Source organism: Bacteroides caecigallinarum, from assembly GCF_016902295.1.
GTDB classification, from domain to species: domain Bacteria; phylum Bacteroidota; class Bacteroidia; order Bacteroidales; family Bacteroidaceae; genus Phocaeicola; species Phocaeicola caecigallinarum_A.
In genome coordinates this window covers 1-26,056 of the sequence record NZ_JACJLQ010000008.1, presented here as the reverse complement: position 1 = coordinate 26,056, position 26,056 = coordinate 1, and the positions used below count along the sequence as shown (strand labels likewise).

23 protein-coding genes and 1 tRNA gene are annotated in these 26,056 nt (G+C 42.6%); 15 read left to right on the top strand and 9 right to left on the bottom strand.

Translation table 11 applies throughout. From position 1 onward, the window contains the following. Positions 1-58: 58 nt before the first annotated feature. The 4 genes from recO to H6A27_RS03880 form a co-directional block, all read right to left on the bottom strand. Positions 59-784, bottom strand: a complete 726-nt coding sequence (gene recO, locus H6A27_RS03895) for a DNA repair protein RecO (RefSeq protein WP_204507764.1) — start codon at positions 782-784, stop codon at positions 59-61. A gap of 196 nt (positions 785-980) precedes the next feature. Next, positions 981-2,429, bottom strand: coding sequence for a catalase (locus tag H6A27_RS03890; protein WP_204507763.1), 1,449 nt, complete (start codon positions 2,427-2,429; stop codon positions 981-983). Between the two features lie 11 nt (positions 2,430-2,440). Beyond that, a complete protein-coding gene (locus tag H6A27_RS03885) occupies positions 2,441-2,878 on the bottom strand; it encodes a flavodoxin family protein (RefSeq protein ID WP_204401719.1) in 438 nt (145 codons plus the stop codon). Positions 2,879-2,883: 5 nt separating this feature from the next. Beyond that, positions 2,884-3,747, bottom strand: coding sequence for a YncE family protein (locus H6A27_RS03880; protein ID WP_204401717.1), 864 nt, complete (start codon positions 3,745-3,747; stop codon positions 2,884-2,886). Positions 3,748-3,853: 106 nt separating this feature from the next. On the opposite strand from H6A27_RS03880, the gene H6A27_RS03875 reads away from it, so the two are divergent. The 11 genes from H6A27_RS03875 to gpmI all read left to right on the top strand — a co-directional run bounded on the left by H6A27_RS03875 (position 3,854) and on the right by gpmI (position 15,569). Continuing rightward, complete coding sequence (locus tag H6A27_RS03875) at positions 3,854-4,738, top strand: LysR substrate-binding domain-containing protein (protein ID WP_204401715.1); 885 nt, start codon at positions 3,854-3,856, stop codon at positions 4,736-4,738. A gap of 195 nt (positions 4,739-4,933) precedes the next feature. Beyond that, positions 4,934-5,005: transfer RNA gene (locus H6A27_RS03870), tRNA-Glu, on the top strand. Positions 5,006-5,046: 41 nt separating this feature from the next. Then, a complete protein-coding gene (gene rpsT, locus H6A27_RS03865; RefSeq protein WP_204507762.1) occupies positions 5,047-5,301 on the top strand; it encodes a 30S ribosomal protein S20 in 255 nt (84 codons plus the stop codon). Positions 5,302-5,488: 187 nt separating this feature from the next. Further along, entirely contained in the window at positions 5,489-7,450 is a 1,962-nt protein-coding gene (gene gyrB / locus H6A27_RS03860) for a DNA topoisomerase (ATP-hydrolyzing) subunit B (protein WP_204507761.1), read from the top strand. A 259-nt stretch (positions 7,451-7,709) separates the two neighbouring features. Continuing rightward, complete coding sequence (locus H6A27_RS03855; RefSeq protein WP_204507760.1) at positions 7,710-10,388, top strand: 4-alpha-glucanotransferase; 2,679 nt, start codon at positions 7,710-7,712, stop codon at positions 10,386-10,388. A gap of 177 nt (positions 10,389-10,565) precedes the next feature. After that, positions 10,566-11,168 carry a ribonuclease HII gene (locus H6A27_RS03850; protein ID WP_204401707.1) on the top strand — a complete coding sequence of 201 codons (603 nt, stop codon included), beginning with the start codon at positions 10,566-10,568 and terminating at the stop codon, positions 11,166-11,168. Positions 11,169-11,620: 452 nt separating this feature from the next. Beyond that, a complete protein-coding gene (locus tag H6A27_RS03845) occupies positions 11,621-12,058 on the top strand; it encodes an Hsp20/alpha crystallin family protein (protein ID WP_204401705.1) in 438 nt (145 codons plus the stop codon). Positions 12,059-12,163: 105 nt separating this feature from the next. Then, entirely contained in the window at positions 12,164-13,117 is a 954-nt protein-coding gene (locus H6A27_RS03840; RefSeq protein ID WP_204507759.1) for a DnaJ C-terminal domain-containing protein, read from the top strand. 75 nt (positions 13,118-13,192) lie between these two features. Beyond that, the gene (locus H6A27_RS03835; RefSeq protein WP_204507758.1) at positions 13,193-13,546 is read left to right on the top strand and encodes a type II toxin-antitoxin system RelE/ParE family toxin; all 354 of its coding nucleotides are present in this window, start codon (positions 13,193-13,195) and stop codon (positions 13,544-13,546) included. Then, entirely contained in the window at positions 13,512-13,814 is a 303-nt protein-coding gene (locus tag H6A27_RS03830) for a helix-turn-helix domain-containing protein (protein ID WP_204401699.1), read from the top strand. Before H6A27_RS03835 ends, H6A27_RS03830 begins: the two co-directional genes overlap by 35 nt. Before the next feature lie 240 nt (positions 13,815-14,054). Next, positions 14,055-15,569 carry a 2,3-bisphosphoglycerate-independent phosphoglycerate mutase gene (gene gpmI, locus H6A27_RS03825; RefSeq protein ID WP_204507757.1) on the top strand — a complete coding sequence of 505 codons (1,515 nt, stop codon included), beginning with the start codon at positions 14,055-14,057 and terminating at the stop codon, positions 15,567-15,569. Positions 15,570-16,010: 441 nt separating this feature from the next. On the opposite strand, the gene H6A27_RS03820 is transcribed toward gpmI, so the two are convergent. Both H6A27_RS03820 and H6A27_RS03815 read right to left on the bottom strand, forming a co-directional pair. Next, the gene (locus tag H6A27_RS03820; protein ID WP_204507756.1) at positions 16,011-17,324 is read right to left on the bottom strand and encodes a leucine-rich repeat domain-containing protein; all 1,314 of its coding nucleotides are present in this window, start codon (positions 17,322-17,324) and stop codon (positions 16,011-16,013) included. A gap of 6 nt (positions 17,325-17,330) precedes the next feature. Beyond that, the gene (locus H6A27_RS03815; protein WP_204507755.1) at positions 17,331-17,483 is read right to left on the bottom strand and encodes a hypothetical protein; all 153 of its coding nucleotides are present in this window, start codon (positions 17,481-17,483) and stop codon (positions 17,331-17,333) included. Between the two features lie 235 nt (positions 17,484-17,718). Between H6A27_RS03815 and H6A27_RS03810 the strand changes: the two genes are divergently transcribed. Further along, entirely contained in the window at positions 17,719-18,300 is a 582-nt protein-coding gene (locus H6A27_RS03810) for a DUF3109 family protein (RefSeq protein ID WP_204507754.1), read from the top strand. A 192-nt stretch (positions 18,301-18,492) separates the two neighbouring features. Here the strand turns inward: H6A27_RS03810 and H6A27_RS03805 are convergent, their stop codons facing one another. The 3 genes from H6A27_RS03805 to H6A27_RS03795 are packed head-to-tail and all read right to left on the bottom strand — an operon-like array spanning position 18,493 to position 23,773. Continuing rightward, entirely contained in the window at positions 18,493-20,226 is a 1,734-nt protein-coding gene (locus tag H6A27_RS03805; RefSeq protein ID WP_239469562.1) for a TonB-dependent receptor, read from the bottom strand. Between the two features lie 5 nt (positions 20,227-20,231). After that, positions 20,232-23,240: a tetratricopeptide repeat protein gene (locus H6A27_RS03800; RefSeq protein WP_204507753.1), complete on the bottom strand. Its 3,009-nt coding sequence runs from the start codon at positions 23,238-23,240 to the stop codon at positions 20,232-20,234. Positions 23,241-23,248: 8 nt separating this feature from the next. Next, a complete protein-coding gene (locus tag H6A27_RS03795) occupies positions 23,249-23,773 on the bottom strand; it encodes an NUDIX hydrolase (protein ID WP_204507752.1) in 525 nt (174 codons plus the stop codon). Between the two features lie 273 nt (positions 23,774-24,046). Here H6A27_RS03795 and H6A27_RS03790 point away from each other — a divergent pair, with 273 nt between their 5' ends. From H6A27_RS03790 to cysK, 3 genes are all read left to right on the top strand, one after another. Continuing rightward, on the top strand, positions 24,047-24,511 hold the full coding sequence (locus H6A27_RS03790; RefSeq protein WP_204401689.1) for an Lrp/AsnC family transcriptional regulator: 465 nt from the start codon (positions 24,047-24,049) through the stop codon (positions 24,509-24,511). Continuing rightward, positions 24,511-24,846, top strand: a complete 336-nt coding sequence (locus tag H6A27_RS03785; protein ID WP_204507751.1) for a DUF4491 family protein — start codon at positions 24,511-24,513, stop codon at positions 24,844-24,846. The genes H6A27_RS03790 and H6A27_RS03785 overlap by 1 nt, the downstream gene beginning before the upstream one ends. An 82-nt stretch (positions 24,847-24,928) precedes the next feature. Further along, positions 24,929-25,861, top strand: a complete 933-nt coding sequence (cysK, locus tag H6A27_RS03780) for a cysteine synthase A (protein WP_204507750.1) — start codon at positions 24,929-24,931, stop codon at positions 25,859-25,861. Positions 25,862-26,056: the final 195 nt, after the last annotated feature.

The window sequence follows — 26,056 nt, the reverse complement described above, 5'->3', positions numbered from 1 at the left end:
AGATGATACAATAATACTTCCCTGTTGGTACAGCAATGCCGGCAGGGAAGTATTGTATTTATATAAACAATTCCTGCAATACAGGCAAAGACTTCAGTTCCGGGAAATCAGGCAGATGCAGCCTGTAATACTCGTTTATGATATCAAGGCACCTGTTTCTCTCCATACGGTTCATGGCAAACAGATGCATATTGTCGTACTTCATACGCATCAGATTAACTATACGTGCCGACTCCTCCGGATGGAGGAACATCCCATGAAAAGGTTTCTCCATTGTGAAACAGGCATTCATAAGGTCGAAATAAGCACCTTCGGCATAATCCTCTGTATTGGGATAAAGTCCGAGAAACCTCGACAGGCGAATGAGGAACACAAGATGGAAATTCGAAAAACTTTTCTCGCAGGCATCAAGCCACATCACCGAACCGGACAAATACGAAAAAAGAGCCTCATCCCTACCCTCTTCTTTCAAGACACGAAAAAGGAACTCAGACAGAAACATCGCTATTCCGGACTTATACGGATTATATGGGAGTGAACCGAATACATGCCAAAGCCGGGCTTCACGAACAGGATGCAGCGAAGAACGGGGACGAATATCAGCTTCAAGTTCAACCATCGCCAATGGCTGGAACAGCAAACTTATGGCCCCCTGCTTCTTCGAACGTGAAGCTGACACAAGAAAAGACATTCGCCCATTCTCACGCGTGAAGACATGGGCGATATTTTTTGTGTCATTATACTTGAATGAACATAATACTATTCCTTTATATCTCTGCAACATATCAATACAAAGTTATCAATAAAATACGAAACACTGAAACCCGTTGTAAAGTTATTTAAACGATTGGCGTATTTCTTTTCCTATATGATAAAATGCACTTCAAAGACTTTAAAAAAAACACGGCCGTGTTTGACTTCGAATAACACCACGTTCGAATCAAAACACGGCCGCGTTTTATTTTATTATTACAGCAGCATCAATCAATCTCCAGTCCAAGTGCTTTTGCCACTCCACGGCCGTAAGCCTCATCGGCTTTCATACAGTTGTCTATATGTCTGCGCTTGATTTCTACAGGTATGTCGCCCATAGATCTGGCTGTGTTTTCAAACAAAACCTGCTGCTGTTCCGGAGTCATCAGACGGAAGAGGGCCCTTGTCTGTGAATAATAGTCAGTGTCGTCCTCACGGTAATCCCACTGATATGCTGCTCCGTCAAGTTCCAGAGGTGGTTCCTTGTATTCAGTCTGGTTCATCCATTCACCGAAGCTGTTTGGCTCGTAGCCGATAGTAAAACCATGATTGCCGTCCACACGCATCTGTCCGTCGCGGTGATACATATTAAGGAACGGACAACGGCTACGGTTTACAGGTATCTGATGATGGTTCACGCCGAGTCGGTAACGCTGGGTGTCGCCGTACGAGAACAGACGTCCCTGAAGCATGCGGTCAGGCGAGAAGCTGATGCCCGGAACCACGTTTGCCGGATTGAACGCAGCCTGTTCCACATCGGCAAAATAGTTTTCAGGATTACGGTTGAGTTCCATGATACCCACCTCTATCAGCGGATATTCTTTCTGCGACCATACTTTGGTCAGGTCGAACGGATTGTAAGGACAGTTTCTTGCCTGCTCCTCTGTCATAAGCTGTACGAACATCTTCCATTTCGGGAAGTCGCCCCTCTCAATACTTTCGTACAAATCGCGCTGATGGCTTTCACGGTCTTTTGCTATGATTGCCTCTGCCTCCTGGTCTGTAAGGTTCTTGATTCCCTGCATGGTGTGAAGATGGAATTTCACCCATGTGCGTACACCTTCGGCATTGATGAACGAGAATGTATGACTTCCATATCCATGCATGTGTCTGTAAGAATACGGAATACCTCTGTCGCTCATAGTGATTGTAACCTGATGAAGTGCTTCGGGAAGCAGTGTCCAGAAGTCCCAGTTGTTCTTAGCGCTGCGCATGTTTGTGCGAGGGTCACGCTTCACGGCATGATTCAAGTCAGGGAACTTAAGCGGATCACGCAAGAAGAATACCGGAGTATTGTTTCCCACGAGGTCCCAATTGCCTTCCTCTGTATAGAACTTAATGGCGAAACCTCTGATGTCGCGTTCCGCATCGGCAGCTCCGCGTTCGCCTGCCACAGTAGAGAAACGTACGAACAGTTCTGTCTCCTTGCCTACTTCCGAGAAGATGGCAGCTTTGGTGTATTTGGTAATATCATTAGTAACAGTGAATTTTCCGAAAGCGCCCGAACCTTTTGCGTGCATACGCCTTTCAGGAATTACCTCTCTGTCAAAATGAGCCAGCTTCTCAAGGAACCATACGTCCTGTAGAAGCATAGGTCCTCTCTTTCCGGCAGTAGCCACGTTCTGATTGTCGGCTACAGGTGCCCCCTGGGCTGTTGTCAGTTTTTTTGTTTCCATAAATACCTCCTTTATTTAGTTAACATGTTGTTTTTTATAAAAGCATCGAGTTTAGTTTTGTCTTCGTCTGTCAAACGGGCCGTTTTCGATTTCAAAAAACCGTTTACGCCTTTTCCGGTCATATTCATAGCTTTTCTCATCCTGCGGTGCATACTTCCGGTCCTTATCTTATATGTAGTAAAAAACATGACTTTGCGTTCGTCCACAAAATCTGCTGCAGACTTGCTGAAATCAATCCATCTCCGATGCGGATGTTGCCCTATCACAAACCACCCACACGTCCAGCATCCCGACAGCACAATGTCTGAATTCAGCAACCGCTGCTTATCGAAATCGGAAATAGAAGATAAACTGACATCAAGACCTTTCGACCACAGATACATTGCTATCTCTCTGGCGTACGCAGCCGTCCTACCCGTATGGCTATAATATAAAACCGTTGCCCTCATGATTATTACTCCTTCACTACTATTACCCTGCTGTTTGGCAAATCAGGTATATAGATGTATCCCTCTTTAACTGAAATATCTGCAGGGCCTATCAAAGGACTGTCAAGACTGATATTGACAGGAGCGACGGAACGGTCGGAAAGGCTTACTTTGCTTACAGAAGCCGGAGCCCAGTTTGTGATATATATGTAATTTCCGTCGGTAGATGTTGCAATACCGTCATACTGTCCTGCAATATCGACAAACTTCTCAAGTTTAGGATTAGCCATATCACCTATCTTATATATAACATTCTTTCCTGTTGTATTTCCATCTGCAGGATAAGATGCTACATACATGCTGCCGTTATTAATGAGCAAACCGTTAGGGCCAGGCACTTTCAGCCATTCTTCAGGAGTATAACCTTTGTCACCGCTGATATCGATTCTGAATATACGGTCCGAATTTGTAACAGAAGCATACAGGTATTTACCGTCAGCAACAAGGTCGTTTACGAACAGATGCCCTTCCGGCAACCTGATAACTACAGGCTTAGATGTCTTATTAACTGTGCTATAAACTACAATCTTGTTTACATCACAGACAAAGAGTCTGTCTCCTTGTGCAAGCATTCCCTTAGGAGCGGACAGATTTCCGTCAGTAGGAATAAACGTCTCCGTTTTTCCATCCTTATAATACATTATATATCCCTTGCCTTCATCATTCAACGGATTCAAATTCTCAGTTCCGAAATTGGCTATAAGAATACCATTGTTATAAGGTAATGTACTTTCGCAAAAACGTAAACCGTCATTTACAACACTCAATCCTGCCTGTGCTGAAACATATCCACAGACTCCAATAAACATAATAGTCAATAAACTTTTCATACGCATTTAAAATTTGTAACAAATATAAATATGCAAAAGATATTTTACTATATTTGCGAAATTCTATTTTCCGATAACAGTTATTGATAAAAACGATAAAGCCTAAATGGAACTAAGACAACTGAAATATTTTGAGAAAGCCTGCGAACTGAAAAACTTTTCCGAAGCATCAAGAATGCTGCATATCTCACAAAGTACTCTGTCGCAACAGATCAAGCAACTGGAAGACGAACTCAACGTTCTGCTTTTCGACAGAATTGGCAAAAGAATCATACCGACTGAAGCAGGACTTGCCTTTCTGCCTTTCGCCAGAAACTCAATACTTGAAGCTGAAAACGGGAAACAGATTATAAAAGACTTGAAAGGCATCATGACAGGCACACTTAATATAGGTGTAACTTACAGTTTGAGCCATCTGCTGACATGTTCAATTACTGAATTCAAGAAAACATATCCAGGAATAAAAGTCATTATAAATTTCGGAACATCAAAAGAGCAGATAAAACTCCTTGAAGAAAAGCTGGTGGATTGTGTACTATCATTCGAACCGGAAGAAATCGATGAAGAATATGATAAAATAAAACTGTTCTCATCAAGACTATATTTCATCGTACACGAATCAAGTCCTTTGGCACATCTATCTTCAATATCATTAAAAAGGCTACAGAACATTGAATTAATACTGCCTGCGGTAGGGTTTGCCACAAGAATGAAGACAGACGAGATATGCTGTAACAACAACATCACACTAAATACAGTAATGGAAATAAACGACGTACAGACTATTATTAATCTTATAAGGAAAGGAAACTGGGGAACAATATTGACGAAAGCTGCCATTAAAGATGAACCTGACTTAAAAGCAATTCCAATATTATCGGCAGAGATACTTACATCACAAGCTTATCTGTTTTGGCCCAAAGGAAGCTATAGGAAAAAATCGGCAATCGAATTCGCCGAATTCGTACAAAAAGCAGTAAGAAACGGATAACAAGTAAACATCTTAATACGCTTAAACTCATTCGTAAACGGATACAAACTATATTTATCTGCAATAAAACACTTTTTCTCCCCTCTTAAGAAAAAAAATAGTATATAAGTTTTGGTATTTAGAAAAAACTTCATACCTTTGCATCCGCAATCGAGAAATAATAAGCTCGAAACATCGGAATATCCGATATAGGATGGCCCGTTCGTCTATCGGTTAGGACGCAAGATTTTCATTCTTGAAAGGGGGGTTCGATTCCCCCACGGGCTACAAATAAACAGTATAACGAACAATATTAAAGATTAGTCGAGATGGCAAATCACAAATCATCTATCAAAAGAATTAGACAGGAAGAAAAAAGAAGACTTCACAACAGATATTATGCAAAAACCATGCGTAATGCTGTAAGAAAACTTCGCGCTACATCAGACAAAGCTGAAGCAGTAGCATTGTATCCAAAAGTACAGAAAATGTTGGATAAATTGGCTAAGGTTAACATTATCCACAAGAACAAGGCTGCTAACTTGAAGTCAAAATTAGCTGCACACATCGCTAAGATTGCTTAATTTTGGTACCTTAAAAAGATATTAAGGCTAGGTTTTTACCTAGCCTTTTGTCGTTTATACACTTCGCATCCGAAAGCAAGGTGAGAATCAAAAAACATGCTGATTTTCACCTTTTTTTTGGCTATTTGAAAAGGTTATTACATAGATTTTTCGTAACTTTGAACGATTAAATAAACTATTTAAAAACATGAGTGAAGAACTGACACCAAACAGCGGAAGTAACTACTCGGCTAGCAGTATCCAAGTACTTGAAGGACTTGAAGCCGTACGTAAACGTCCCGCTATGTATATCGGCGACATCAGCGAAAAAGGTTTGCATCACCTCGTATATGAAGTTGTAGATAACTCTATCGACGAAGCGCTCGCCGGATATTGTACACATATAGAAGTAACTATAAACGAAGATAATTCAATCACCGTACAGGATAACGGACGTGGTATTCCTGTCGATTTCCATGAGAAAGAAAAGAAATCTGCTCTTGAAGTCGTTATGACAGTACTGCACGCCGGAGGTAAATTCGACAAAGGTTCATATAAGGTTTCCGGAGGTTTGCATGGTGTGGGTGTATCGTGTGTGAACGCACTTTCAACTCACATGACTACAAACGTATTCAGAAACGGAAAGATTTATCAGCAGGAATACGAATGTGGTAAGCCACTTTATCCTGTAAAGGAAATAGGTACAACAGAACTCAGAGGTACCCGACAGACATTCTGGCCGGATGCTTCAATATTCACCGTAACCGAATATAAATACAACATACTTCAGGCACGTCTTAGAGAACTTGCATATCTGAATAAGGGTATCACAATTACCCTTACAGACAAGCGCGAGAAAGAAGAAGACGGAAGCTACAAGAGTGAGGTATTCCACTCTGACGAAGGTGTTAAAGAATTCGTACGTTTCCTCAATTCTACAAATACTCCACTTTTTGATGATGTAATCTATCTGAACACTGAAAAACAGGGTGTTCCTATAGAGTGTGCCATCATGTATAACACAGGTTTCCGCGAGAACCTGCATTCATACGTAAACAACATCAACACTATAGAAGGCGGTACTCACGAAGGTGGTTTCCGTGCGGCACTTACACGTGTATTGAAGAAATACGCCGAAGAAAGCAAGGCACTGGAAAAAGCCAAAGTTGAAATCTCAGGTGAAGACTTCCGCGAAGGCCTTATCGCAGTAATCTCTGTAAAAGTTGCAGAACCTCAGTTCGAAGGTCAGACAAAGACCAAACTTGGAAACAGCGAAGTTAGCGGTGCCGTGCAGCAGGCTGTGGGCGAAGCTCTTTCAAACTATCTTGAAGAGCATCCTAAAGAAGCAAAAGTCATTGTTGACAAGGTGGTGCTTGCGGCAACAGCACGTATTGCAGCCAGAAAGGCACGTGAGTCTGTACAGCGCAAGAGCCCAATGGGCGGCGGTGGACTTCCGGGAAAACTGGCAGACTGTTCAAGCCGTGTGGCAGAAGAATGCGAGTTGTTCCTAGTAGAGGGTGACTCTGCGGGTGGTTCTGCAAAACAGGGACGAAGCAGACAGTTCCAGGCTATCTTGCCTCTGCGAGGAAAAATCCTTAACGTAGAGAAAGCGATGTGGCACAAGGCATTCGAGAGTGATGAAGTAAACAACATCATTCAGGCACTTGGAATACGTTTCGGTGTTGAAGAAGAAGACAGCAAGAAGGCAAACATCGAAAAACTCCGCTACCACAAGGTGATAATCATGACAGATGCCGATGTCGATGGTTCTCACATCGACACACTTATCATGACTCTGTTCTACAGATATATGCCTGAAATCATTCAAGAAGGTCACCTGTATATAGCTACTCCTCCATTGTACAAATGTACAAAGGGTAAGGTTAGCGAATATTGCTACACCGAAGAAGCGAGACATGCTTTCATCCAGAAATACGGTGACGGAAGCGAACAGGGAATACACACTCAGAGATACAAAGGTTTGGGTGAAATGAATCCGGAACAGCTTTGGGAAACAACAATGAATCCTGAAACACGTATCCTGAAACAAGTACAGATAGAAAATGCCGCTGAAGCGGACTATATCTTCTCTATGCTTATGGGAGACGATGTAGCTCCACGACGCGAGTTCATAGAAAAGAATGCCACTTACGCCAATATTGACGCATAAGGTGGTTTATGTTTAACTAAATTTTTTACCTCCTCACATCTTACACGGAGGAAAGCCTCGGAATTCACAAAGTTCCGGGGCTTTTTATTTATAAAATCATTATATTTTATCATAGATAAATCACGTCCAGAAAGCGTATAAACGGGTTTCATGTCATAAAACATTTATATTTTTCATATTTAAGGATTATGTATAATTATAAAATAGCTACATTTGGAAAAAGAAACAATTAAATAAAAAACTAATACCTAAGAAAGATATGAAACTGACATTTCGTATTAAGTATTGTACCGTATGGGGAGAAAGTCTGAGAGTTATTATCAATAACGATGAGAAAAACTCATTAGCTCTCTTCACCCGCGACGGACAAGAATGGCAAGGAACTTTCGATTACGATTTGCCCGAGAATGAAGACATGGCATCATACAGATATGCCGTATTCAGAAATGAAAGATGCGTAAGGAAAGAGTTCGGAGCAATTCCTCACTCTATTATAAAAGGCAATGCACAGCAACATCATTTTATTTTCGATGATTGCTGGAGAGATCTTCCTGAAGGAAATCACAGATACAGCTCAGCATTCAACGGTATTCCACACACCGAAGAGCCTAAAAAACTTAAAGACAATGTAGGCAGCTGTATAACATTCAGGGCATTATGTCCCGGATTGAGACACAAAGCACAGGAACTTGGAATCATAGGCAGTTGCAACATACTCGGCAGCTGGGAATATTACCGTCCACTCAGAATGCAGGAAGTATTGCCTGACGTATGGTATATCTCTATAGATTCATCTTCACTGACATTCCCTTTTGAATATAAGTTTGTTGCGGTAAGTTCAAAGAACGGAGCTGTAGAAGAATGGGAAAACGGATGCAACCGTACATTCAACACCCAGCCACTCATGCGCGGTGAGACATATTTCCCTATGGAAACGGAAGTATTCTTCAACCTGCCGGAAAGAAAAATCGCAGGAAGCGCAATACCGGTATTTTCTCTCCGCTCAAAAGGCAGTTTCGGAGTTGGCGACTTCGGCGATTTGAAAACATACATCGACTGGGCTGCCGATACCAACCAACAGGCCGTACAAATATTGCCTATAAATGATACTACCATAACAAACACATGGACGGACTCATATCCATACAACAGCATATCCATATATGCGTTCCATCCTATGTTTATAGATTTAAGGCAATTGCCTGCATTGAAAGACAGTGAAAAAGCTACTGAATACGAAAAGGAACGTGTCAAACTGAACAGTTTGTCGCAGGTTGATTACGAAGGAGTGAACAACGCCAAAAGGGCATATCTGAAAGACATATTCGCCCAAGAAGCCGAAAACATACTTTCATCGGAAGATTTCAAATCATTTTATGCAAAGAATGAAGAATGGCTTAAACCATATTCTGCATTCAGCTACCTAAGAGATTTATATGGCACAGCCGACTTCAATACATGGCCTGAATACAAGGAATACAATGCTGAAGAAATAAACAAATTGTGCAATACAGAATCCGAAACATATAATAATATAGCATTCTATTATTTCATTCAGTACATTCTGCACATACAATTGCTCGCAGCAACAAACCATGCACGCGAAAAAGGCGTAATACTTAAAGGCGACATACCTATCGGAATAAGCCGCAACAGCGTGGAAGCATGGGTGGAGCCATATTACTTCAATATGAACGGCCAGGCAGGAGCGCCACCAGATGCTTTCTCTACCAAAGGACAAAACTGGGGATTACCTACATACAACTGGGACGTGATGGAGAAAGACAACTACCAGTGGTGGAGAAAGCGCTTCTCAAAAATGGCAGAATACTTCACAGCTTACCGTATTGACCACATACTTGGATTCTTCCGTATTTGGGAAATACCTATACACTCCGTACACGGACTATTGGGACAATTTGCTCCTGCACTACCAATGAGCGAGGACGAAATAAAAGGCTTCGGACTGAACTTCCAGAAAGAATTCATGACAGAGCCGTTTATAAACGACTATATGCTCAACACTATGTTTGGCGACAAGAGCGACGAGGTACGCAACACTTTCGTGGAACATGTTCATCATGACATCTACCGCATGCGTCCTGAATTCGACACCCAGCGTAAGGTTGAAGCCTACTTTGCAGGAAAGACCGATGAAGAAAGCCTCAACATGAAGGAAGGACTCTATGCCTTGATAAGCGATGTGCTGTTCGTTAAAGACAGGAAAAACCCTGAAATGTACCATCCAAGAATATCTGTACAGAACGATTTCATATACAGACAACTTAACTGGCAGGAACAGGAAGCATTCAACAGACTGTATAACCACTACTACTACCAGCGACACAACAAGTTCTGGTACGACGAGGCGATGAAGAAACTGCCTGTACTTACTCAGTCAACCTCAATGCTTGTTTGCGGTGAAGACCTCGGAATGGTTCCGGACTGTGTGCCATGGGTAATGAACCAGTTGCAGATTCTTTCTCTCGAGATACAGAGAATGCCTAAGGACCCGAAAGACGAGTTCGGACATGTCTATAACTATCCGTTCCGCTCGGTATGTACCATAGGTACGCACGATATGTCGAGCCTTCGCGGATATTGGAAAGAAGACCCGCAAATAACAGAAAGATACTATCATTACGAATTAGGTCATTGGGGAGATGTACCTCAGGACGCTCCTGGATGGTTGTGCCAGGAAATTATCAACCAACATCTGGCAAGTCCGTCACTCCTCTGCATCCTGACATGGCAGGACTGGACATCTATAGATGAAAGTCTCCGCAATCCGAATATTGATATAGAACGTATCAATATTCCGGCGAATCCACGCCATTACTGGAGATGGAGAATGCACATCACTCTGGAAGAACTAATGAAGAGAGATGATTTCAACAAACAGATAAGAAACATGATTTCTGAAAGCGGAAGAATCTAATATTGAATTGAGTTATTAACATCTGAACAGGGTTTAAACAGTATTTAAAGGCTGTTTAAACCCTGTTCTTTTAACACCGTATGTGAATAATACATTAATAACTTGGACTATAAATACTGTCGCAATAAAATATTAATGCGTACCTTTGCACCCGGAAATTTTAAAGACCACATAAAGATGCTTTTACCATACTTGAATGAAAACCTTATAGAAGCCGGATGCGACGAAGCAGGACGCGGATGTCTTGCCGGAGCAGTTTATGCCGCAGCCGTTATCCTGCCGAAAGACTTCAAGAATGAGATGCTGAACGACTCGAAGCAACTGTCTGAAAAACAGCGTTATCAACTGAGAGAAGTTATAGAGAAGGAAGCATTGGCATGGGCAATAGGTGTTGTAGAACCGGAAGAGATTGATAAAATCAACATCCTGAACGCTTCGTTCCTGGCGATGCACAGGGCCGTGGACCAACTGAAAATCACCCCCCAACATCTGCTGATAGATGGCAACCGTTTCAACAAATACAAGAATATTCCACACACAACAATAGTGAAAGGGGACGGAAAATATCTTTCAATAGCAGCCGCTTCGATACTTGCAAAGACTTATCGCGATGACTATATGAACAGGCTACACAGTGAATATCCAATGTACGCATGGGATATGAACAAGGGATATCCGACAAAGAAACACCGTCTGGCAATTAAAGAATTCGGCACTTCGCCTTATCACCGCCTGAGTTACAACCTTTTAGGCGACACTCAGCTTTCATTAGATTTCTAAATCAAATCATGGATTTTAACTTCAACAGACGTTATTAACAACATGTTGAAAACCTACGTTATTAACGACCTGTTAATAACCATGTTTCCATGCACTTTCTTTTTGGAAATCATCCGGTAATAATTATAACATTTTTCCAGCATACAAACACTAAGCACGAACATCAAAGTCCACGAGAGGACAATTTGACATTAAAATCGGTACATACAAATGACAATTTGTCAATCCATAAGTTTATCAACACCTGTTAATATATTAATAATGTTTCCATACATTTAAAACCATCGGATTAAAGTTTAAAATCGGATTATAAACATTAAACACCATCTGACAAAAATTCAAGCTTCCAACATCGGCATACAGTTTGCAATATCAATAGTGAACTTGAGGTTCAAAACCAAAAGTTCGGAAACAATTGAAAATGTATAACTTAAATATAGGAGATTAAAACTATGATGCCGATTAGAAAGTATTACAATCAGAACTGGTTACCAAGTATCTTTAACGATTTCTTTGATAATGACTGGATGGAAAAAACTAATGCTACAGCTCCGGCTATCAATGTAATTGAGAGCGAAAAGAACTACAAAGTAGAGGTTGCAGCTCCGGGAATGACCAAAGACGATTTCAACATCCACTTGGGAGACGACAACGAACTTGTCATCTCAATGGAAAAGAAAGTTGAAAACGAAGATAAAGATAAAGAAAACAAGAAATACTTGCGACGTGAGTTCTCTTACACAAAATTCCAACAGTCACTTTACTTGCCTGACAATGTTGATAAGGAAAAGATAAGTGCTAATGTTTCAGACGGTGTATTGACTATCGAACTGCCGAAGTATTCACCTGAAGAAAAAGCTAAGGTTAATCGTGTTATTGAGATACATTAATCATTGGTAAACCAAATAAGAGCCTCCCGCAAACAGTCAACGGGGGGCTCTGTTTTTATGTGAAGAAAACATTTATAAACCACCAACTTTAAAAACTCAAAATATATGGCTTTTATAGATTATTACAAAGTATTAGGCGTAGAACGTAATGCCACACAAGATGATATCAAGAAAGCCTATCGTAAGATGGCCAGAAAGTATCATCCTGACCTGAACAAAGACGACCCTAACGCCAAAGACAAGTTTCAGGAGATAAACGAAGCTAACGAAGTTTTGAGCGATCCTGAAAAGAGAAAGAAATACGACGAATACGGTGAACACTGGAAACATGCCGATGAGTTCAAGGCAGAACGTGAAGCATACCAGAGGGCACAACAAAGAGGCGGACAGTCGGCCTACTGGTATTCCGTGAATGGCGACGATTTCATGGGCGGATTCGGAGGAAACGCGCATGGATTCGGAGGAAACGCAAGCGGCTTCTCCGATTTCTTCGAACAGTTGTTCGGACATGGAGCCTCATCAGGCAGAAGCGGAAGAAGTTACAATATGATGAGCCGCGGAGGTGACATAGAGGCACAGATGAGCCTTTCACTCCGCGATGCAGCCGTTACGCACAAACAGACTTTCAGCGTGAACGGCGAGAACCTGCGTATAACCATACCTGCCGGTATTGCCGACGGACAAATGATAAAACTGAAAGGCCACGGCGAAAAAGGTACCAACGGAGCGCCTGACGGAGACCTTTACATCACATTCCAGATTGCTCCAGACCCAAACTTCAAACGTGAGGGCGACGACCTGTTCACTGATGTTGACATCGACCTTTATACAGCCGTACTTGGAGGTAGTGTAAATGTCAATACCATAGACGGAATGGTCAAGCTGAAAGTAAATCCGGGCACTCAGAACGACACAAAAGTCAGACTGCGTGGAAAAGGATTCCCTGTATATAAGAAAGAAGGTACATTCGGCGACTTGATTGTGACATATCATGTAGATATACCTACATCATTAAGCGAAAAGCAGAAAGAACTGTTCACACAGTTGAAAAATAGTTGATTACGAAGCTAAAGCCTCAATATATTAGTTCGAGTAAATGTTGTATAATTGAGCAACATTTACTAATTTTGCGACATGGAAACTGAAAGGAAAATACGAACATACGGAGGTTACTTTGAGAGATTTATGGAGACCTTAAATGAAAATGAGCAAGAAAAGGTACAGTACGGATTGCTCCTTCTCAAAACCCAAGAAAGATTATCCACAAAATTCGTAAAAAGTATCAAAGACGGTATTTTCGAACTACGTACAAAATACGGAGGAAATATCTACAGGGTGTTTTTCATATTCGATGATGGTAATATCGTAATACTGTTCAATGGTTTTCAAAAGAAAACACAGAAAACACCAAACAGTGAAATAGAAAAAGCTATAAAAATAAAGGAGGCATATTATGCAGACAAACAATCATCAACTGGCAGACTATGATGCAGTACTTGACGCTAAGTTCGGTGCAAAAGGGACAGCAAGCAGACTGGAAGCGGAAGAAAAAGCATACGCATTCTATACCGGACAGATTATTGAAGACGCAAGGAAGAAAGCTAAAATAAGCCAAGCTGAGCTGGCAAGAAGAATAGGTTCAAACCGTTCTTACATTTCAAGAGTAGAAAGTGGACAGACAGAACCGAAAGTTTCAACATTCTACAGAATAATGAATGCATTGGGTTGTAAAATAGAATTATCAATGTCGCTATAAAACCAATACTAAGTAGCATGTCGCAAATTGCGACATGCTACTTAGTACATATATGATAATTCTCTTCCATATCATTTCCGCATTCTTTTCTTATCAAATTTATTTTTGTAAAAGAATTGCAGTATGTTTCCCATTCTACATACTAAAAATACTCAAAACATTCGCTCAAAAAGCAGATATTTTGTACTTTTGCAAGCGGAAAACAAATTGGATTTCAAACTTCTAAAACATATTACAATTATGGCAAAGAAAGCACTTTTAATGATCCTCGACGGATGGGGCTGCGGCGACCATCACAAAGACGATGTAATCTTTAACACTCCTACTCCTTATTGGGACAGTCTGTTGGCTAACTACCCTCACTCACAGTTGCAGGCAAGCGGCGAAAACGTAGGTCTTCCTGACGGACAGATGGGTAACTCGGAAGTTGGTCACCTCAACATCGGTGCCGGACGCATCGTTTATCAGGATTTGGTAAAAATCAACCGTGCTTGTGCCGACGGAAGCATCATGCAGAACCCTGAAGTTGTTTCTGCCTTCACATACGCTAAGGAAAACGGTAAGAACATCCACTTCATGGGTCTTACTTCAAACGGTGGTGTACACTCTTCACTCGACCACCTGTTCCGCCTTTGCGACATCGCTAAAGAATACGGAATCGAAAATACTTTCATCCACTGCTTCATGGACGGTCGTGACACTGACCCTAAGAGCGGTAAAGGATTTATCGAAGAACTTACTGCACACTGCGCTAAATCAGCAGGTAAAATCGCTTCTATTGTAGGTCGTTTCTATGCAATGGACCGCGACAAACGTTGGGAACGTGTGAAAGAAGCTTACGACTTGCTCGTTAACGGTACAGGAAAGAAAGCTACAGACATGGTTCAGGCTATGCAGGAATCATACGATGAAGGTGTTACTGACGAATTCATCAAACCTATCTCTAACGCTAACTTCGACGGTACCATCAAGGAAGGCGACGTAGTTATCTTCTTCAACTACCGTAACGACCGCGCTAAAGAGCTTACTATCGTTCTTACTCAGCAGGATATGCCTGAAGCTGGTATGAAGACTATCCCGGGACTTCAGTTCTACTGTATGACTCCATACGATGCTTCATTCACAGGCGTACACATCCTCTTCCCTAAGGAAAACGTACAGAACACTCTTGGCGAATACCTCGCTGCAAACGGAAAGACTCAGCTTCACATCGCTGAAACTGAAAAGTATGCACACGTTACATTCTTCTTCAACGGTGGACGCGAAACTCCATACGACAACGAAGACCGTATCCTGGTTCCTTCTCCAAAGGTTGCTACTTACGACCTTAAGCCTGAAATGAGTGCTTACGAAGTTAAGGACAAACTGGTAGAAGCTATCAACACTCAGAAATATGACTTCATCGTTGTTAACTATGCCAACGGTGACATGGTAGGCCACACAGGTATCTACGAAGCTATCGAAAAGGCTGTTGTTGCTATCGACAACTGTGTGAAAGATACAGTAGAAGCAGCTAAGGCTAACGGTTACGAAGTAATCATCATTGCTGACCACGGAAACGCTGACCACGCATTGAACGAAGACGGAACTCCTAACACTGCTCACTCACTGAACCCTGTTCCATTTGTTTACGTAACAGAAAACAAGGACGCCAAGGTTGAGAACGGTGTATTGGCAGATGTTGCTCCTTCTATCCTTCACATCATGGGTATGGCCCAGCCGACTGATATGACTGGAAAAGACCTGATTAAGTAATTAATCTACTCAAGTTTCGCATTTGCAAAACTTGCTGTATTAAAGTAATAAAGGAGGTATCAGCCCACTAAATGTTGGCTTCAGGAGATAAAGCATTAAAGTTGTAAAGTATCAAGCTTTACTTTCTTTACCTTCTAAGACAGCTTGCTGTCTGATAGTACTTTAATACTTGCGAAACTTAAGTTAATCTAATATAAAACGAACGGACACGGACGTGAGATTGTATGAATCTCTGTCCGTGTCCGTTTGTTATTTACATATACATAGAATAATCTTCCGCTCTGATATCTGTACCGGATAATGGTGTTATTTTTCCGGAAAGAGCATACTCTTTTCAAATTGGGATAATCCTCACACTGCTTACATAGTACATATATAATGCCACCGGTGGTGCCCTAAAGTGAAAAGGATGGATGGAAGATAATGGCAGTAGGCGGTCTGTTATTTCACGTCGAGGGTGACATTCGTGTTATCACTGTCGAACCTCCACCAGGTGTTCCACATCGTTTCCAGTGCCGCCGTCAGGGTCAGCGTCAGCTGCCGGCCGTCTTTCTGATTGCCGCACTTAAACGTATACAGGTTGGATAGCCGGGTGATGTCCAGCTTGGTCAGTTTGTTATCTTGACACCACAAGTCCGTCAGGTTGGTCAGCTGGCTGACATCCAGCGTGGTCAGCTGGTTCATATTGCAACGCAACGTGGTCAGCCGGGTCAGCCCGTTGAGGTTCAGCTCGGTCAGCTGGTTGTTGGTGCATTTCAGTGTGGTCAGCCCGATGCAGTAGCCGATGCCGCCCAGCGAGGTCACACCTCCCGAAGGAAGATCCAGCTCGGTCATCGCTGCCAAGGCCGTCAAATCGGCATCGCTCAGCGTGACTGTGCCGTCGGCATTCTCGCTTGCGGTTCCGCCCTCGAGTCCGGCATATATCTCCTTGATAACGGCCTTCTCGAAGCCGGTCAATGACAGCTCGCCCAGGTTGAGGATGCGTCCGGCCTTGAGTTCGGTACTCTTGCCGGTGGCCTTGCGGTAGAGCTTGTCCGTGCTGTCTTTGTAGAGCAGGCTGAAGCCGTTGGGCAGCGTGCCGGGAAGCACGACGAAGTAGTAGTCCTTTCCGGCCTCGAAGGTACCCTTGAGGGCGATGCGGGTGGCTTTCACGGCGGAAGATTGATTACCGGTGGAGTATTCTACCCAGTATTTGCCGGCCAGTGCCTCGGTGGCGTTGCCTCCCACGAGGGTGAGGGTGCCTTCACCGGCCATGTCGGCTCCCGCGGTGAACTTCACCAGGGCGCAGAGGTTGTTGAACACCAGGTTGGTGCTGCCGCCTGTGGCCTTGGCCAGCGAGGGCGCCAGGTTAGAGGCAAAAGTGCCTGCCACGGCGGTCTGCTCGGCGGGCAGGTTGAAGTTGACGGACGTGCCGTTCATGCTTTCTACGGCTACCAGGGGGTAGAAGGCGGTGTAGTCGACACCCGGCAGGGCAGTGCCCGAGAAGGTGGCGTTGCTGCCGCTGATGGATTCGGCGTCGACCATGAACTTCTGATAGGCTCCGCTTCCGTCCCATATAGCAATCTCGTCATACTCTACCCAGTGCACATTAAGTCCGTCCAGCTGTGTGCGTGTCTGCGGCATGCCGGCGGTAAAGGTCATGGGCACGGGCTTTGCGGCCTCGTTGCCCGGATTGTTCTCGATGAACTCTTCGTTGCCGCAGGCGGCCAGTGTCAGTACCGCGGCGGCCAATGATAAGATACGTGTTGTTTTCATAAGGCATTACCATGTAAATTCGTCTTGTTGATAAGGGTTGTGCGTGCTGACGTTGCTTCCGCAGAGCACGCCTTCCTGTTGCATCTCGATGATTTCGCACTTGGGGGCCTCGTAGGCTCCTCGTATGGTCTCGGTGTTTAAGGTTGTAATTGCTTTCATATTCAATTTATTTATAAATGAAACATCAAAAGCAAATATAGTGTTTTTTCATTAAGATGTCACAAAAAAAAAAAAAATGTGAATATCGCATCGTTTTATCATTTAATGTCTCATTTATTCCGCGCTTGGGCACAATATCGTGAAAACCGGATAGCAGGCATCGCATTAGTTTTTTTTCTGTATGATAACAAGAATATACCCACTATGACTTATCTTTGCATAAAAAATATACTTTATGGTTCAGATAGACGATGTAGTAGTAAGCCTCGACGTATTCCGCGAGAAGTTCCTTTGCAATCTTGATGCCTGCAAGGGAGAGTGCTGTATAGAGGGAGATGCCGGCGCACCGGTAGAGCTCGACGAGGTGGAAAAACTGGAGGAAGTACTCCCGGTGATATGGAATGAGCTTTCGCCGGAAGCACGCGCCGTGATAGACAAACAGGGAGTGGTTTATACCGACCAGGACGGTGACCTGGTGACTTCCATCGTAAACGGCAAAGATTGTGTTTTCACATGTTACGACGAGAAAGGCTACTGTTATTGCGCAATAGAAAAAGCCTACCGCGAAGGCAAATGTAATTTCTACAAACCGATATCTTGTCATCTGTATCCTATCAGAATAGGCGATTACGGCCCTTTCAAGGCTGTAAACTATCACAGATGGGACGTATGTAAAGCTGCGGTTTTACTTGGGAAGAAAGAGAACCTGCCGGTCTATAAATTTCTGAAAGAGCCGCTGATAAGAAAGTTCGGTCAGGCATGGTATGACGAGCTGGAGAATGTGGCAGAGGAACTGAAGAAGCAGAAACTGATATAAACTCAGTTCTGCGTTTCGCATAACACCAGCTTCCCATAGAAGTATAAAGACTGAGTATCTGCAGTCTAGAAACAACCAATAAAGAGAGAAAACAATTATCCCCTGTTTAGAAACTGTTTACATGTATTTGCCAAACAATTCCAAACAGGGGATAAATAGTAGTTTAACAGTGATTATTTTTATCTGAGTTTATCAGAAATTCAGACTTACTCCCGCCATCACATTGAAGCCCTGAACAGGATAGCCGTTTTCTGTCACATAGTTCTTGTTCAAAAGGTTATTTAGCTTCAGGAATACATTCACCCTGTCGTTGAACAGATATTCTGCCCCAATATTCAGTTCGTTCACGGCATCAGCCTTTATACCCAAAGTCTTCTTGCGGCCTTCGAAAGTATATTCTGCCGTTGCATGTAAGCCTTTGAACACTTTGGCACGTGCATTAAATCCGATACTGTAAAGCGGTTTGAGCCATAACAGCTGCTCCATTTCCTTCTGAACATTCCAGCTGTAGAAATTACCGTTAAGACCAAAGTCCAGCATATCCCTGAACGAATAATCAACAGAAAAACCTGCATATGCCACACGGGCTTTTGCCTGCGCTATTCCATTATAAATACCTCCTCCATCTGCATAAGGCATAGAGAAGAGTTCGTTTCTTGTCTCACGATAACCGCCATATATTCCCAATCCGAGACCCGCAACCGGCGATGCCTTCAGACCAATTTTAGCATCATACGGAGTGTATGAAGTATTCAGTTGCAAAGGGAAATTATAAATTGGAGATTGCACCCAGAACGGAGAGAAACCGTTTATTGTTCCGAAATCATTCAGACGTGTATTACCCGTAACATGAACATAAAGCACATAATTGTCGGCAAATGTATAATCAAACTTTACATCCGGCGAAAGTTTCAGTCCGCCATCGTTCGAAATCTGGAAATCCACATTCACTCCGGCAGTAAAAGATACAGATTCTGTACTTACCGAATAATAAGGACGAAGCTTTATCAGTGAATAGTTGCTGAACGACTTGTCATAGAACACATTGTCCATACCCAATAATACACCTACATCCTGTCTGTCATCAATCCCAGCTGAAATATATCCTTGAGTATGTACAACACTCTCCGACATGCTTCCCGGAATATATATACCATGTTTGCGGTTGAACATCTTATATCCCGTCTGTAAACCGAATTCTACCGGAAGAGCATCTTTCACAGAAGATACACCTACATATCCACCACCTGACATGAACAACTGATGTCCGAACGAAGGTACATCTATTTTCTCTTCAGTCTGTGATGTTGACGCTGACAACTGTACATCAGGCATATAGCTGAATACCTGCGATGCAAAATTACCGCCTACGTACATGCTCACCTTATCGAAATCGTGAGTATATTTAAGCGAAGCACCTGTACGGAAGAAACGATGCTTCCACTCTTTATCGTAATTAAGAGTCGGTATATCCGTCACCGGATCAAAATCATATCCTGCTCCTATATTGCCTGAATACCCATGGAAAGTAGCCATTACATCCAAAACATCCCTGTCGGTGATATTCCACAAATATGAACCTTTCAGGTCGGTATTGTTTCTGTTGCCATAAGACAGACGCACATAGCCTCTTCTTGCCTTATCCTCTGTAACATCCCTATTCATAACATCCATGTGATATACAGGGAAATTGTTCATCTGATGCACAGACGATGCATAGTTAATCTGTGTTTTCGCCACAGTCGGCTCCTCTATTTTGGGCAATACATTCACCTTGAATGCATCCATCACCTCCGGATTATACTGGTTCTCCACCACCACCGTACGGTTTACGGTAGAGTCATTCTTCTGTTGCTGTTGTGCCGCCACATTAGTCAGTGTGACAAGTCCGGCACATATCAAAATCTGTTTTCTATATTTCTTCATTGTCGTTACTGGTTAAGTTTAGCCAATCTGGTTTCTATCATTTCCGCTATGTCATCGTCTGCCTGATAGTTCTGCTGCAGAGACAACAGATACTGTTTTGCATCCAGTTTGCGTCCGAGTTTAACATATACATCACTTAACAGCACAAAGCTTCTTGCAAGCCAATAAGCATGCGGTGTGCTGACTTCAATATACTGAAGGACCTCATTCTCTGCAGCCTCAGTTTTTCCTTCGTCGAAGTAAATCTGTGCCACCAGATATTTGGCTTCTGCACCATAAACATTTCTTGTATCTCCGGCAAGCACTTTCAGGTCAGCAAGAGCCTCATTGCTCTGTCCGTTCTTGATAAATGCCTTTGCTCTATAGTATCTTGCCTCGTTTTCCAGTTCAGGTGCAAGCTTGCTGTGAGCCATCATAGCCGATGCGGCACTGATAGTTTCGTTTGTATCTCCAGCCATATATGCGCTGCGCAAAGCACCGGTCTGTGCCTGAAGACGTTCTTCCTGATTTCCTGCACGGTCCGACAAACGCTTATAAAGTTCCAGTGATCGGCCATATTCTTTACCGTTATAAGCCATTTGTGCGCACAGTGTCATAGCCTCTGTAGAGAATTTGCTGTCAGGATATTCCAGTACCTTGTTCAGATATGTTGCAGCCCCCTGGTAATCCTTTTCGTTATATGCTATGATACCAAGATAATACGAAGCATTCACGCTGAATGCGCCCTGCGGGAATGACTGCAGATACGAAGTAAAGCTATTCTTGGCCTCAGCAATGTTTCCACGCATATAAACACGTTCAGCAGCTACATAGGTCAGTGAATCTCTCTCATTCACATCGAAGTTTGCCCCACCAGGCAAAGACGATGCATACGACATATATTCGTCCACCTTATTTATATCTATATATACAGATTTCAGGTCACGCTGTGCCATCCTTGCCTCTTCACTTCCCGGATAGTCTGCAATTACCTTCTTATATGCTGCGATAGCTTCATTGAATTTGTCATTCTGATAATAAAGCAATGCTATCTCACTTGCCGCCTTGCGGGCCAACTGGCTTTCAGGCCATTTCTCAACAAGAATCTTATAACGTCCTATAGCATTGTCCGCCTGTTCCATCTGCACGAATGCACGTCCCTGTTCATACAAAGCATCGTCAATATACTGCGATGAAGGATATTTAGAAAAAAGGGTGTTCAGTGTCTCTATCTTTCCTGTATAATCACGCTGCAATCCTTTTACGAAAGCTTCCTGGAATAATGAATAGTCTCCATACGACGGTTCGATGGTTACTGCTCTCGCATATTGAGCCCTGGCCTCATCGAAACGGCGTGCATAGAAATAGCAGTCGCCGGCACGGTTGCATGCGTCACCTCTCACCGAAGCATCTATGGCAGCATCCGTATCTGCACATCTCACGAACCATGTCAGAGCCTTATCGTAATTCTTCTGTTTGAACGATGTATATCCCATGTTATAAAGAGCAAGACCATACTCCATACTCTTCTTGTCTGTGGCAAATTCCATATACTGTCTATAGTCGGCAGCCGCCTGTGCAAACCTGTCAAGACGGTATTTTGCCTCACCACGCCAGAAATATGAGTCAGCTTTGGTCTGTGCATTATATCTGCCAAGCTGAAGCGACTGAGAGAAATAGTCTATGGCATTCTCGAACGAAGCCTGGGCAAAAGCCTGTGTACCAAGACGGAACAGCAGTTTCTGTTTTGCTTCCAATATTCGCGTTCCAGGCTGGCTGATTTTAGCAATGGAGTTCAAGGCAGCCATATAACTGCGAGTGTTCATATACACCTCGATAAGATAATCATTCACCTTGTCGGTATATTGAGAATGAGGGAATTCATTCAGGAAACGTTCGAACACCGTGACAGACTCAGCAAACGGGGAATACGATGTTTCGTGAATACACAAGGCATAGTTGTAAAGAGCCTGCTCCTTTATCTGCATATTGCGGTTGGATGCAGCCGCCTGTTCGAAAGCCATTCGTGCCTGATTACGCTCTTTCAAATTTAGATATGCAAGTCCCATGTGAAGATAAGCATTCTGCGACATATCGTCATCAGGACCGGTAACTCTGCCAAGAGAAGCTGCAGCCTCAGAGTAAACCTGTGTATAATAATAACTCATTCCAAGTTTATAAAGAGCATTACGCTGAGGGTTTGACACCTCATTGCAATATGCCGAAAGGTTACGGACAGCATCGCTATAGTTCTTTTGGGCATAAGCAGCCTCACCTGCTATACGCCTCATTTCTACAGTCTTCTCATTTCCAGGATAATTTTTCAGATATTCGTCAGCGACAGAACGGGCCTTTGCATAGTCTCCCGTAATAAGACTTATATCGGCCATATAATAAGGAGCAAGCTGGGCGTAGTTCTTATTTCCACAAACAGCAACAAAACCTTTCATCGCCTGTGAGTATCTGCCGTTTGAATAGTCTATATATGCTAAATTGTATGTAGCATCATCCGCATACTTGCTGCTGCCGGATTTAAGGACAGTAAACCAGGCCGCGGCTTCAGTTGTATTTCCTATCTGCTGATACGACTGCGCCAAACGATAAACATTGTCATCCCTTTCCTCGTTACCCAATGCATCGAAATCACAACCTCTGTACGAAGCTATAGCTTTAAGGTAATCATTGTCGAAGAAATAGACCGACGCTACAAGAGCCTGTACTCTATTCTTATATCTTGATTCAGGATGGGCGGAGAGATATGACTCAAGCCTTTCCATACGGTCAGGCAAGTTCAGTTCGTATGCGGTACATGCCAACATATATTCCGCTTCGTCCATAAACTCTGAACAGTCGCCGGCATTTACATATTGCATCAGTGTCTGGCGTGCCGCCGCGTAATCATGACGCAGGAATAACTGCTTACCATCATCAAACAGTCTGCACGAACCCGTCAACGGCTGGACCTGTTGCGCTCCTACAGCCATAGGCATAACAAGAAGCAATCCTGCCATCAATGCATTCCTCTTATTCTTCATATATATAATTATTTTGTATGTTCTTTAATAAAACGTTCAACCCCTTTACGTACAGAATCCAATCCGAACTCCTCTGGGTTTATCTTATCCATAGGCATCCAGAAAGTTTCCGCCACATCGTCCATCGCTCCCAATGCCGTGTCATCATCCACCCTGCAAAGGAAGAACATATCAAGCGTATGTACAAGAAATCCCGAATAAAGATAAGTATTCGGATAAGAGAACAGATACTCGGCTCTCACCACATCAAGTCCCGTTTCTTCCTTAACCTCACGAGCCACACCTTCTTCCGCAGTTTCGTACATATCTATAAATCCTCCTGACAGGTCAAGTGTACCCTTGGCAGGTTCTTTGGCACGTCTGCATACAAGAAGTTCGTTTTTGGAATTAAGAATAAAGGCAACAGTCGCGGCACTCGAATTGAAATAATACACAAAGCCGCAATCAGCACATTTCTTTGATTTAAAGTTATGTTCTTCAAAATGAGCCGAACCACATTTAGGGCAATAATTGAATAGATGTAAAGGGTGCATAATCACACAAGTTTAGTTACAGTGGCAAAGTTAACAGAAATAATGATAATATGTTACAATTCTGACATAAAGAACAATTTGCCTTATACTAATGTTTATAACATTTAGTTAGTTTATATATGTTTTACAAAACAAAACTATAAAAAATATTGTTATCTAACAGTTAATATGCTCTTTTTATTAAAAAAAGAATGTTTTTTTGACGATAATAACGAATTAATAAAAAAGTTTTTCTACATTTGCTTACAAAATGATATAACAATACACACGATTATGGAAAAGATTGATAAATTAGACAAACAGATTCTGGAAATTATCTCTCAGAATGCACGTATTCCTTTCAAAGACGTAGCAGCAGAATGCGGAGTATCACGTGCAGCAATTCACCAGCGTGTACAGCGTTTGATAGACCTTGGTGTAATCATCGGTTCAGGCTATAATGTAAATCCTAAGAGCCTTGGATACATGACTTGCACATACGTAGGTATAAAGCTTGAAAAAGGTTCTATGTATAAAAGCGTAGTAGCAGAGTTAAAGAAGATACCTGAAATTGTAGAATGTCACTTTACAACAGGCCCTTACACTATGCTTACAAAGCTGTATTCAACAGATAACGAACATCTTATGGACCTCTTGAACTCACGCATTCAGGAAATTCCCGGTGTTACCGCCACAGAGACACTGATTTCTTTGGAACAAAGTATCAAGAAAGAAATTCCTATTCATTTGGATAAATAATGGAAATCATAACCGAACTTAACGCGGGAGGCATTATAATCGGCCTGTGTACATTCCTTATAATAGGACTTTTCCATCCCATAGTGATAAAAGCGGAATATTATTGGGGTACAAAGTGCTGGTGGATTTTTCTACTTCTTGGAATATTAGGTATAGCAGGTTCTGTTATGACCGACAACATCCTTGTTTCCACACTTCTTGGTGTATTTTCTTTCTCATCTTTTTGGACGATAAAGGAACTTTTCGAACAAAGGGAAAGAGTCATGAAAGGATGGTTCCCCATGAATCCTAAAAGAAAGGATGAATACAGGAAATATTCCGATAATAAAAGATAAACATTTATGAGATAAAAGAGTTCATGGATTTCTTTGCTGAAACACATGAGCTCTTTTTTTATCCAATAAAAACCGAAGAATCATGCAAAACATAAAGAACAATCTGACAGAACTAATCGGAAACACTCCGATGCTTAGACTCAACAATATAGAGACAGCTCATAATTCGGTAGCAACAGTTATAGCCAAGCTTGAAATGTTCAATCCCGGAGGAAGCGCAAAAGACAGGATTGCACTCAACATGATAAACGATGCCGAGAAAAAAGGCATACTCAAACCAGGAGCAACAATAATAGAACCTACAAGCGGCAACACAGGTGTAGGATTGGCATGGATTGCCGGACTCAAAGGATACAAACTGATACTGACAATGCCGGAGACCATGAGTCGCGAACGTCAGCTCCTGCTGAAAGCATACGGTGCTGAACTTGTACTGACAACAGGAAGCAAAGGAATGAGCGGAGCAATAGAAAAAGCGAAGGAACTGAATTCGGAAATATCCGGCTCAGTAATATTGCAGCAATTCTGCAACCCTGCCAACCCTGAAGCGCATTATAATACTACAGCCGAAGAAATATGGAGAGACACTGAAGGCAAAATAGACGTATTCGTGGCCGGAGTTGGCACAGGAGGAACAATAAGCGGAACAGGCTGTAAGCTGAAAGAAAAAAATCCGGCGATAGAACTGGTAGCCGTAGAACCGGACTCATCGGCAGTAATCTCAGGCGACAAACCGGGACCGCACAAGATACAGGGTATAGGTGCAGGATTCATTCCTGATACACTTGACACAAAGATTATTGACAAAGTGTTCCGCGTAAAGAACGATGACGCGATGGCGACTGCACGCGAGCTTGCAAATAAAGAAGGAATACTTTGCGGAATATCATCCGGAGCGGCTGCATACGCAGCAATGAAACTATCTCAGGAAAGCAGATACAAAGGAAAGAACATTGTAGTATTGCTACCTGATACAGGTGAGAGATATCTCTCTACAGAACTTTTCGACAGATAACAAAAAGAGGGTGTGTCAAAATGATGCATCCTCTTTTCGTTATATAATCATCGGTTTCTCATTTTTCATAGAGTATGATTTCTATTTTTCCGTATTATCCCTATCTCCATGCTTTCAAGTAGTATAATCGGCTGTAGATGGCTTATGCCACTCTTATATTTTGATAATTTTTGTCTGTCATCTTCTGGTTTTTGA

Excerpts from the sequence above, each read along its gene's own strand:
- gyrB (WP_204507761.1), top strand. The coding sequence starts at position 5,489 with ATGAGTGAAGAACTGACACCAAACAGCGGAAGTAACTACTCGGCTAGC.
- H6A27_RS03885 (WP_204401719.1), bottom strand. The coding sequence starts at position 2,878 with ATGAGGGCAACGGTTTTATATTATAGCCATACGGGTAGGACGGCTGCG.
- recO (WP_204507764.1), bottom strand. The coding sequence starts at position 784 with ATGTTGCAGAGATATAAAGGAATAGTATTATGTTCATTCAAGTATAAT.
- gpmI (WP_204507757.1), top strand. The coding sequence starts at position 14,055 with ATGGCAAAGAAAGCACTTTTAATGATCCTCGACGGATGGGGCTGCGGC.
- H6A27_RS03800 (WP_204507753.1), bottom strand. The coding sequence starts at position 23,240 with ATGAAGAATAAGAGGAATGCATTGATGGCAGGATTGCTTCTTGTTATG.
- H6A27_RS03820 (WP_204507756.1), bottom strand. The coding sequence starts at position 17,324 with ATGAAAACAACACGTATCTTATCATTGGCCGCCGCGGTACTGACACTG.
- H6A27_RS03855 (WP_204507760.1), top strand. The coding sequence starts at position 7,710 with ATGAAACTGACATTTCGTATTAAGTATTGTACCGTATGGGGAGAAAGT.
- H6A27_RS03815 (WP_204507755.1), bottom strand. The coding sequence starts at position 17,483 with ATGAAAGCAATTACAACCTTAAACACCGAGACCATACGAGGAGCCTAC.
- H6A27_RS03785 (WP_204507751.1), top strand. The coding sequence starts at position 24,511 with ATGGAAATCATAACCGAACTTAACGCGGGAGGCATTATAATCGGCCTG.
- H6A27_RS03805 (WP_239469562.1), bottom strand. The coding sequence starts at position 20,226 with ATGAAGAAATATAGAAAACAGATTTTGATATGTGCCGGACTTGTCACA.
- H6A27_RS03810 (WP_204507754.1), top strand. The coding sequence starts at position 17,719 with ATGGTTCAGATAGACGATGTAGTAGTAAGCCTCGACGTATTCCGCGAG.
- cysK (WP_204507750.1), top strand. The coding sequence starts at position 24,929 with ATGCAAAACATAAAGAACAATCTGACAGAACTAATCGGAAACACTCCG.
- H6A27_RS03830 (WP_204401699.1), top strand. The coding sequence starts at position 13,512 with ATGCAGACAAACAATCATCAACTGGCAGACTATGATGCAGTACTTGAC.
- rpsT (WP_204507762.1), top strand. The coding sequence starts at position 5,047 with ATGGCAAATCACAAATCATCTATCAAAAGAATTAGACAGGAAGAAAAA.
- H6A27_RS03840 (WP_204507759.1), top strand. The coding sequence starts at position 12,164 with ATGGCTTTTATAGATTATTACAAAGTATTAGGCGTAGAACGTAATGCC.
- H6A27_RS03890 (WP_204507763.1), bottom strand. The coding sequence starts at position 2,429 with ATGGAAACAAAAAAACTGACAACAGCCCAGGGGGCACCTGTAGCCGAC.
- H6A27_RS03850 (WP_204401707.1), top strand. The coding sequence starts at position 10,566 with ATGCTTTTACCATACTTGAATGAAAACCTTATAGAAGCCGGATGCGAC.
- H6A27_RS03880 (WP_204401717.1), bottom strand. The coding sequence starts at position 3,747 with ATGAAAAGTTTATTGACTATTATGTTTATTGGAGTCTGTGGATATGTT.
- H6A27_RS03845 (WP_204401705.1), top strand. The coding sequence starts at position 11,621 with ATGATGCCGATTAGAAAGTATTACAATCAGAACTGGTTACCAAGTATC.
- H6A27_RS03795 (WP_204507752.1), bottom strand. The coding sequence starts at position 23,773 with ATGCACCCTTTACATCTATTCAATTATTGCCCTAAATGTGGTTCGGCT.
- H6A27_RS03790 (WP_204401689.1), top strand. The coding sequence starts at position 24,047 with ATGGAAAAGATTGATAAATTAGACAAACAGATTCTGGAAATTATCTCT.
- H6A27_RS03835 (WP_204507758.1), top strand. The coding sequence starts at position 13,193 with ATGGAAACTGAAAGGAAAATACGAACATACGGAGGTTACTTTGAGAGA.
- H6A27_RS03875 (WP_204401715.1), top strand. The coding sequence starts at position 3,854 with ATGGAACTAAGACAACTGAAATATTTTGAGAAAGCCTGCGAACTGAAA.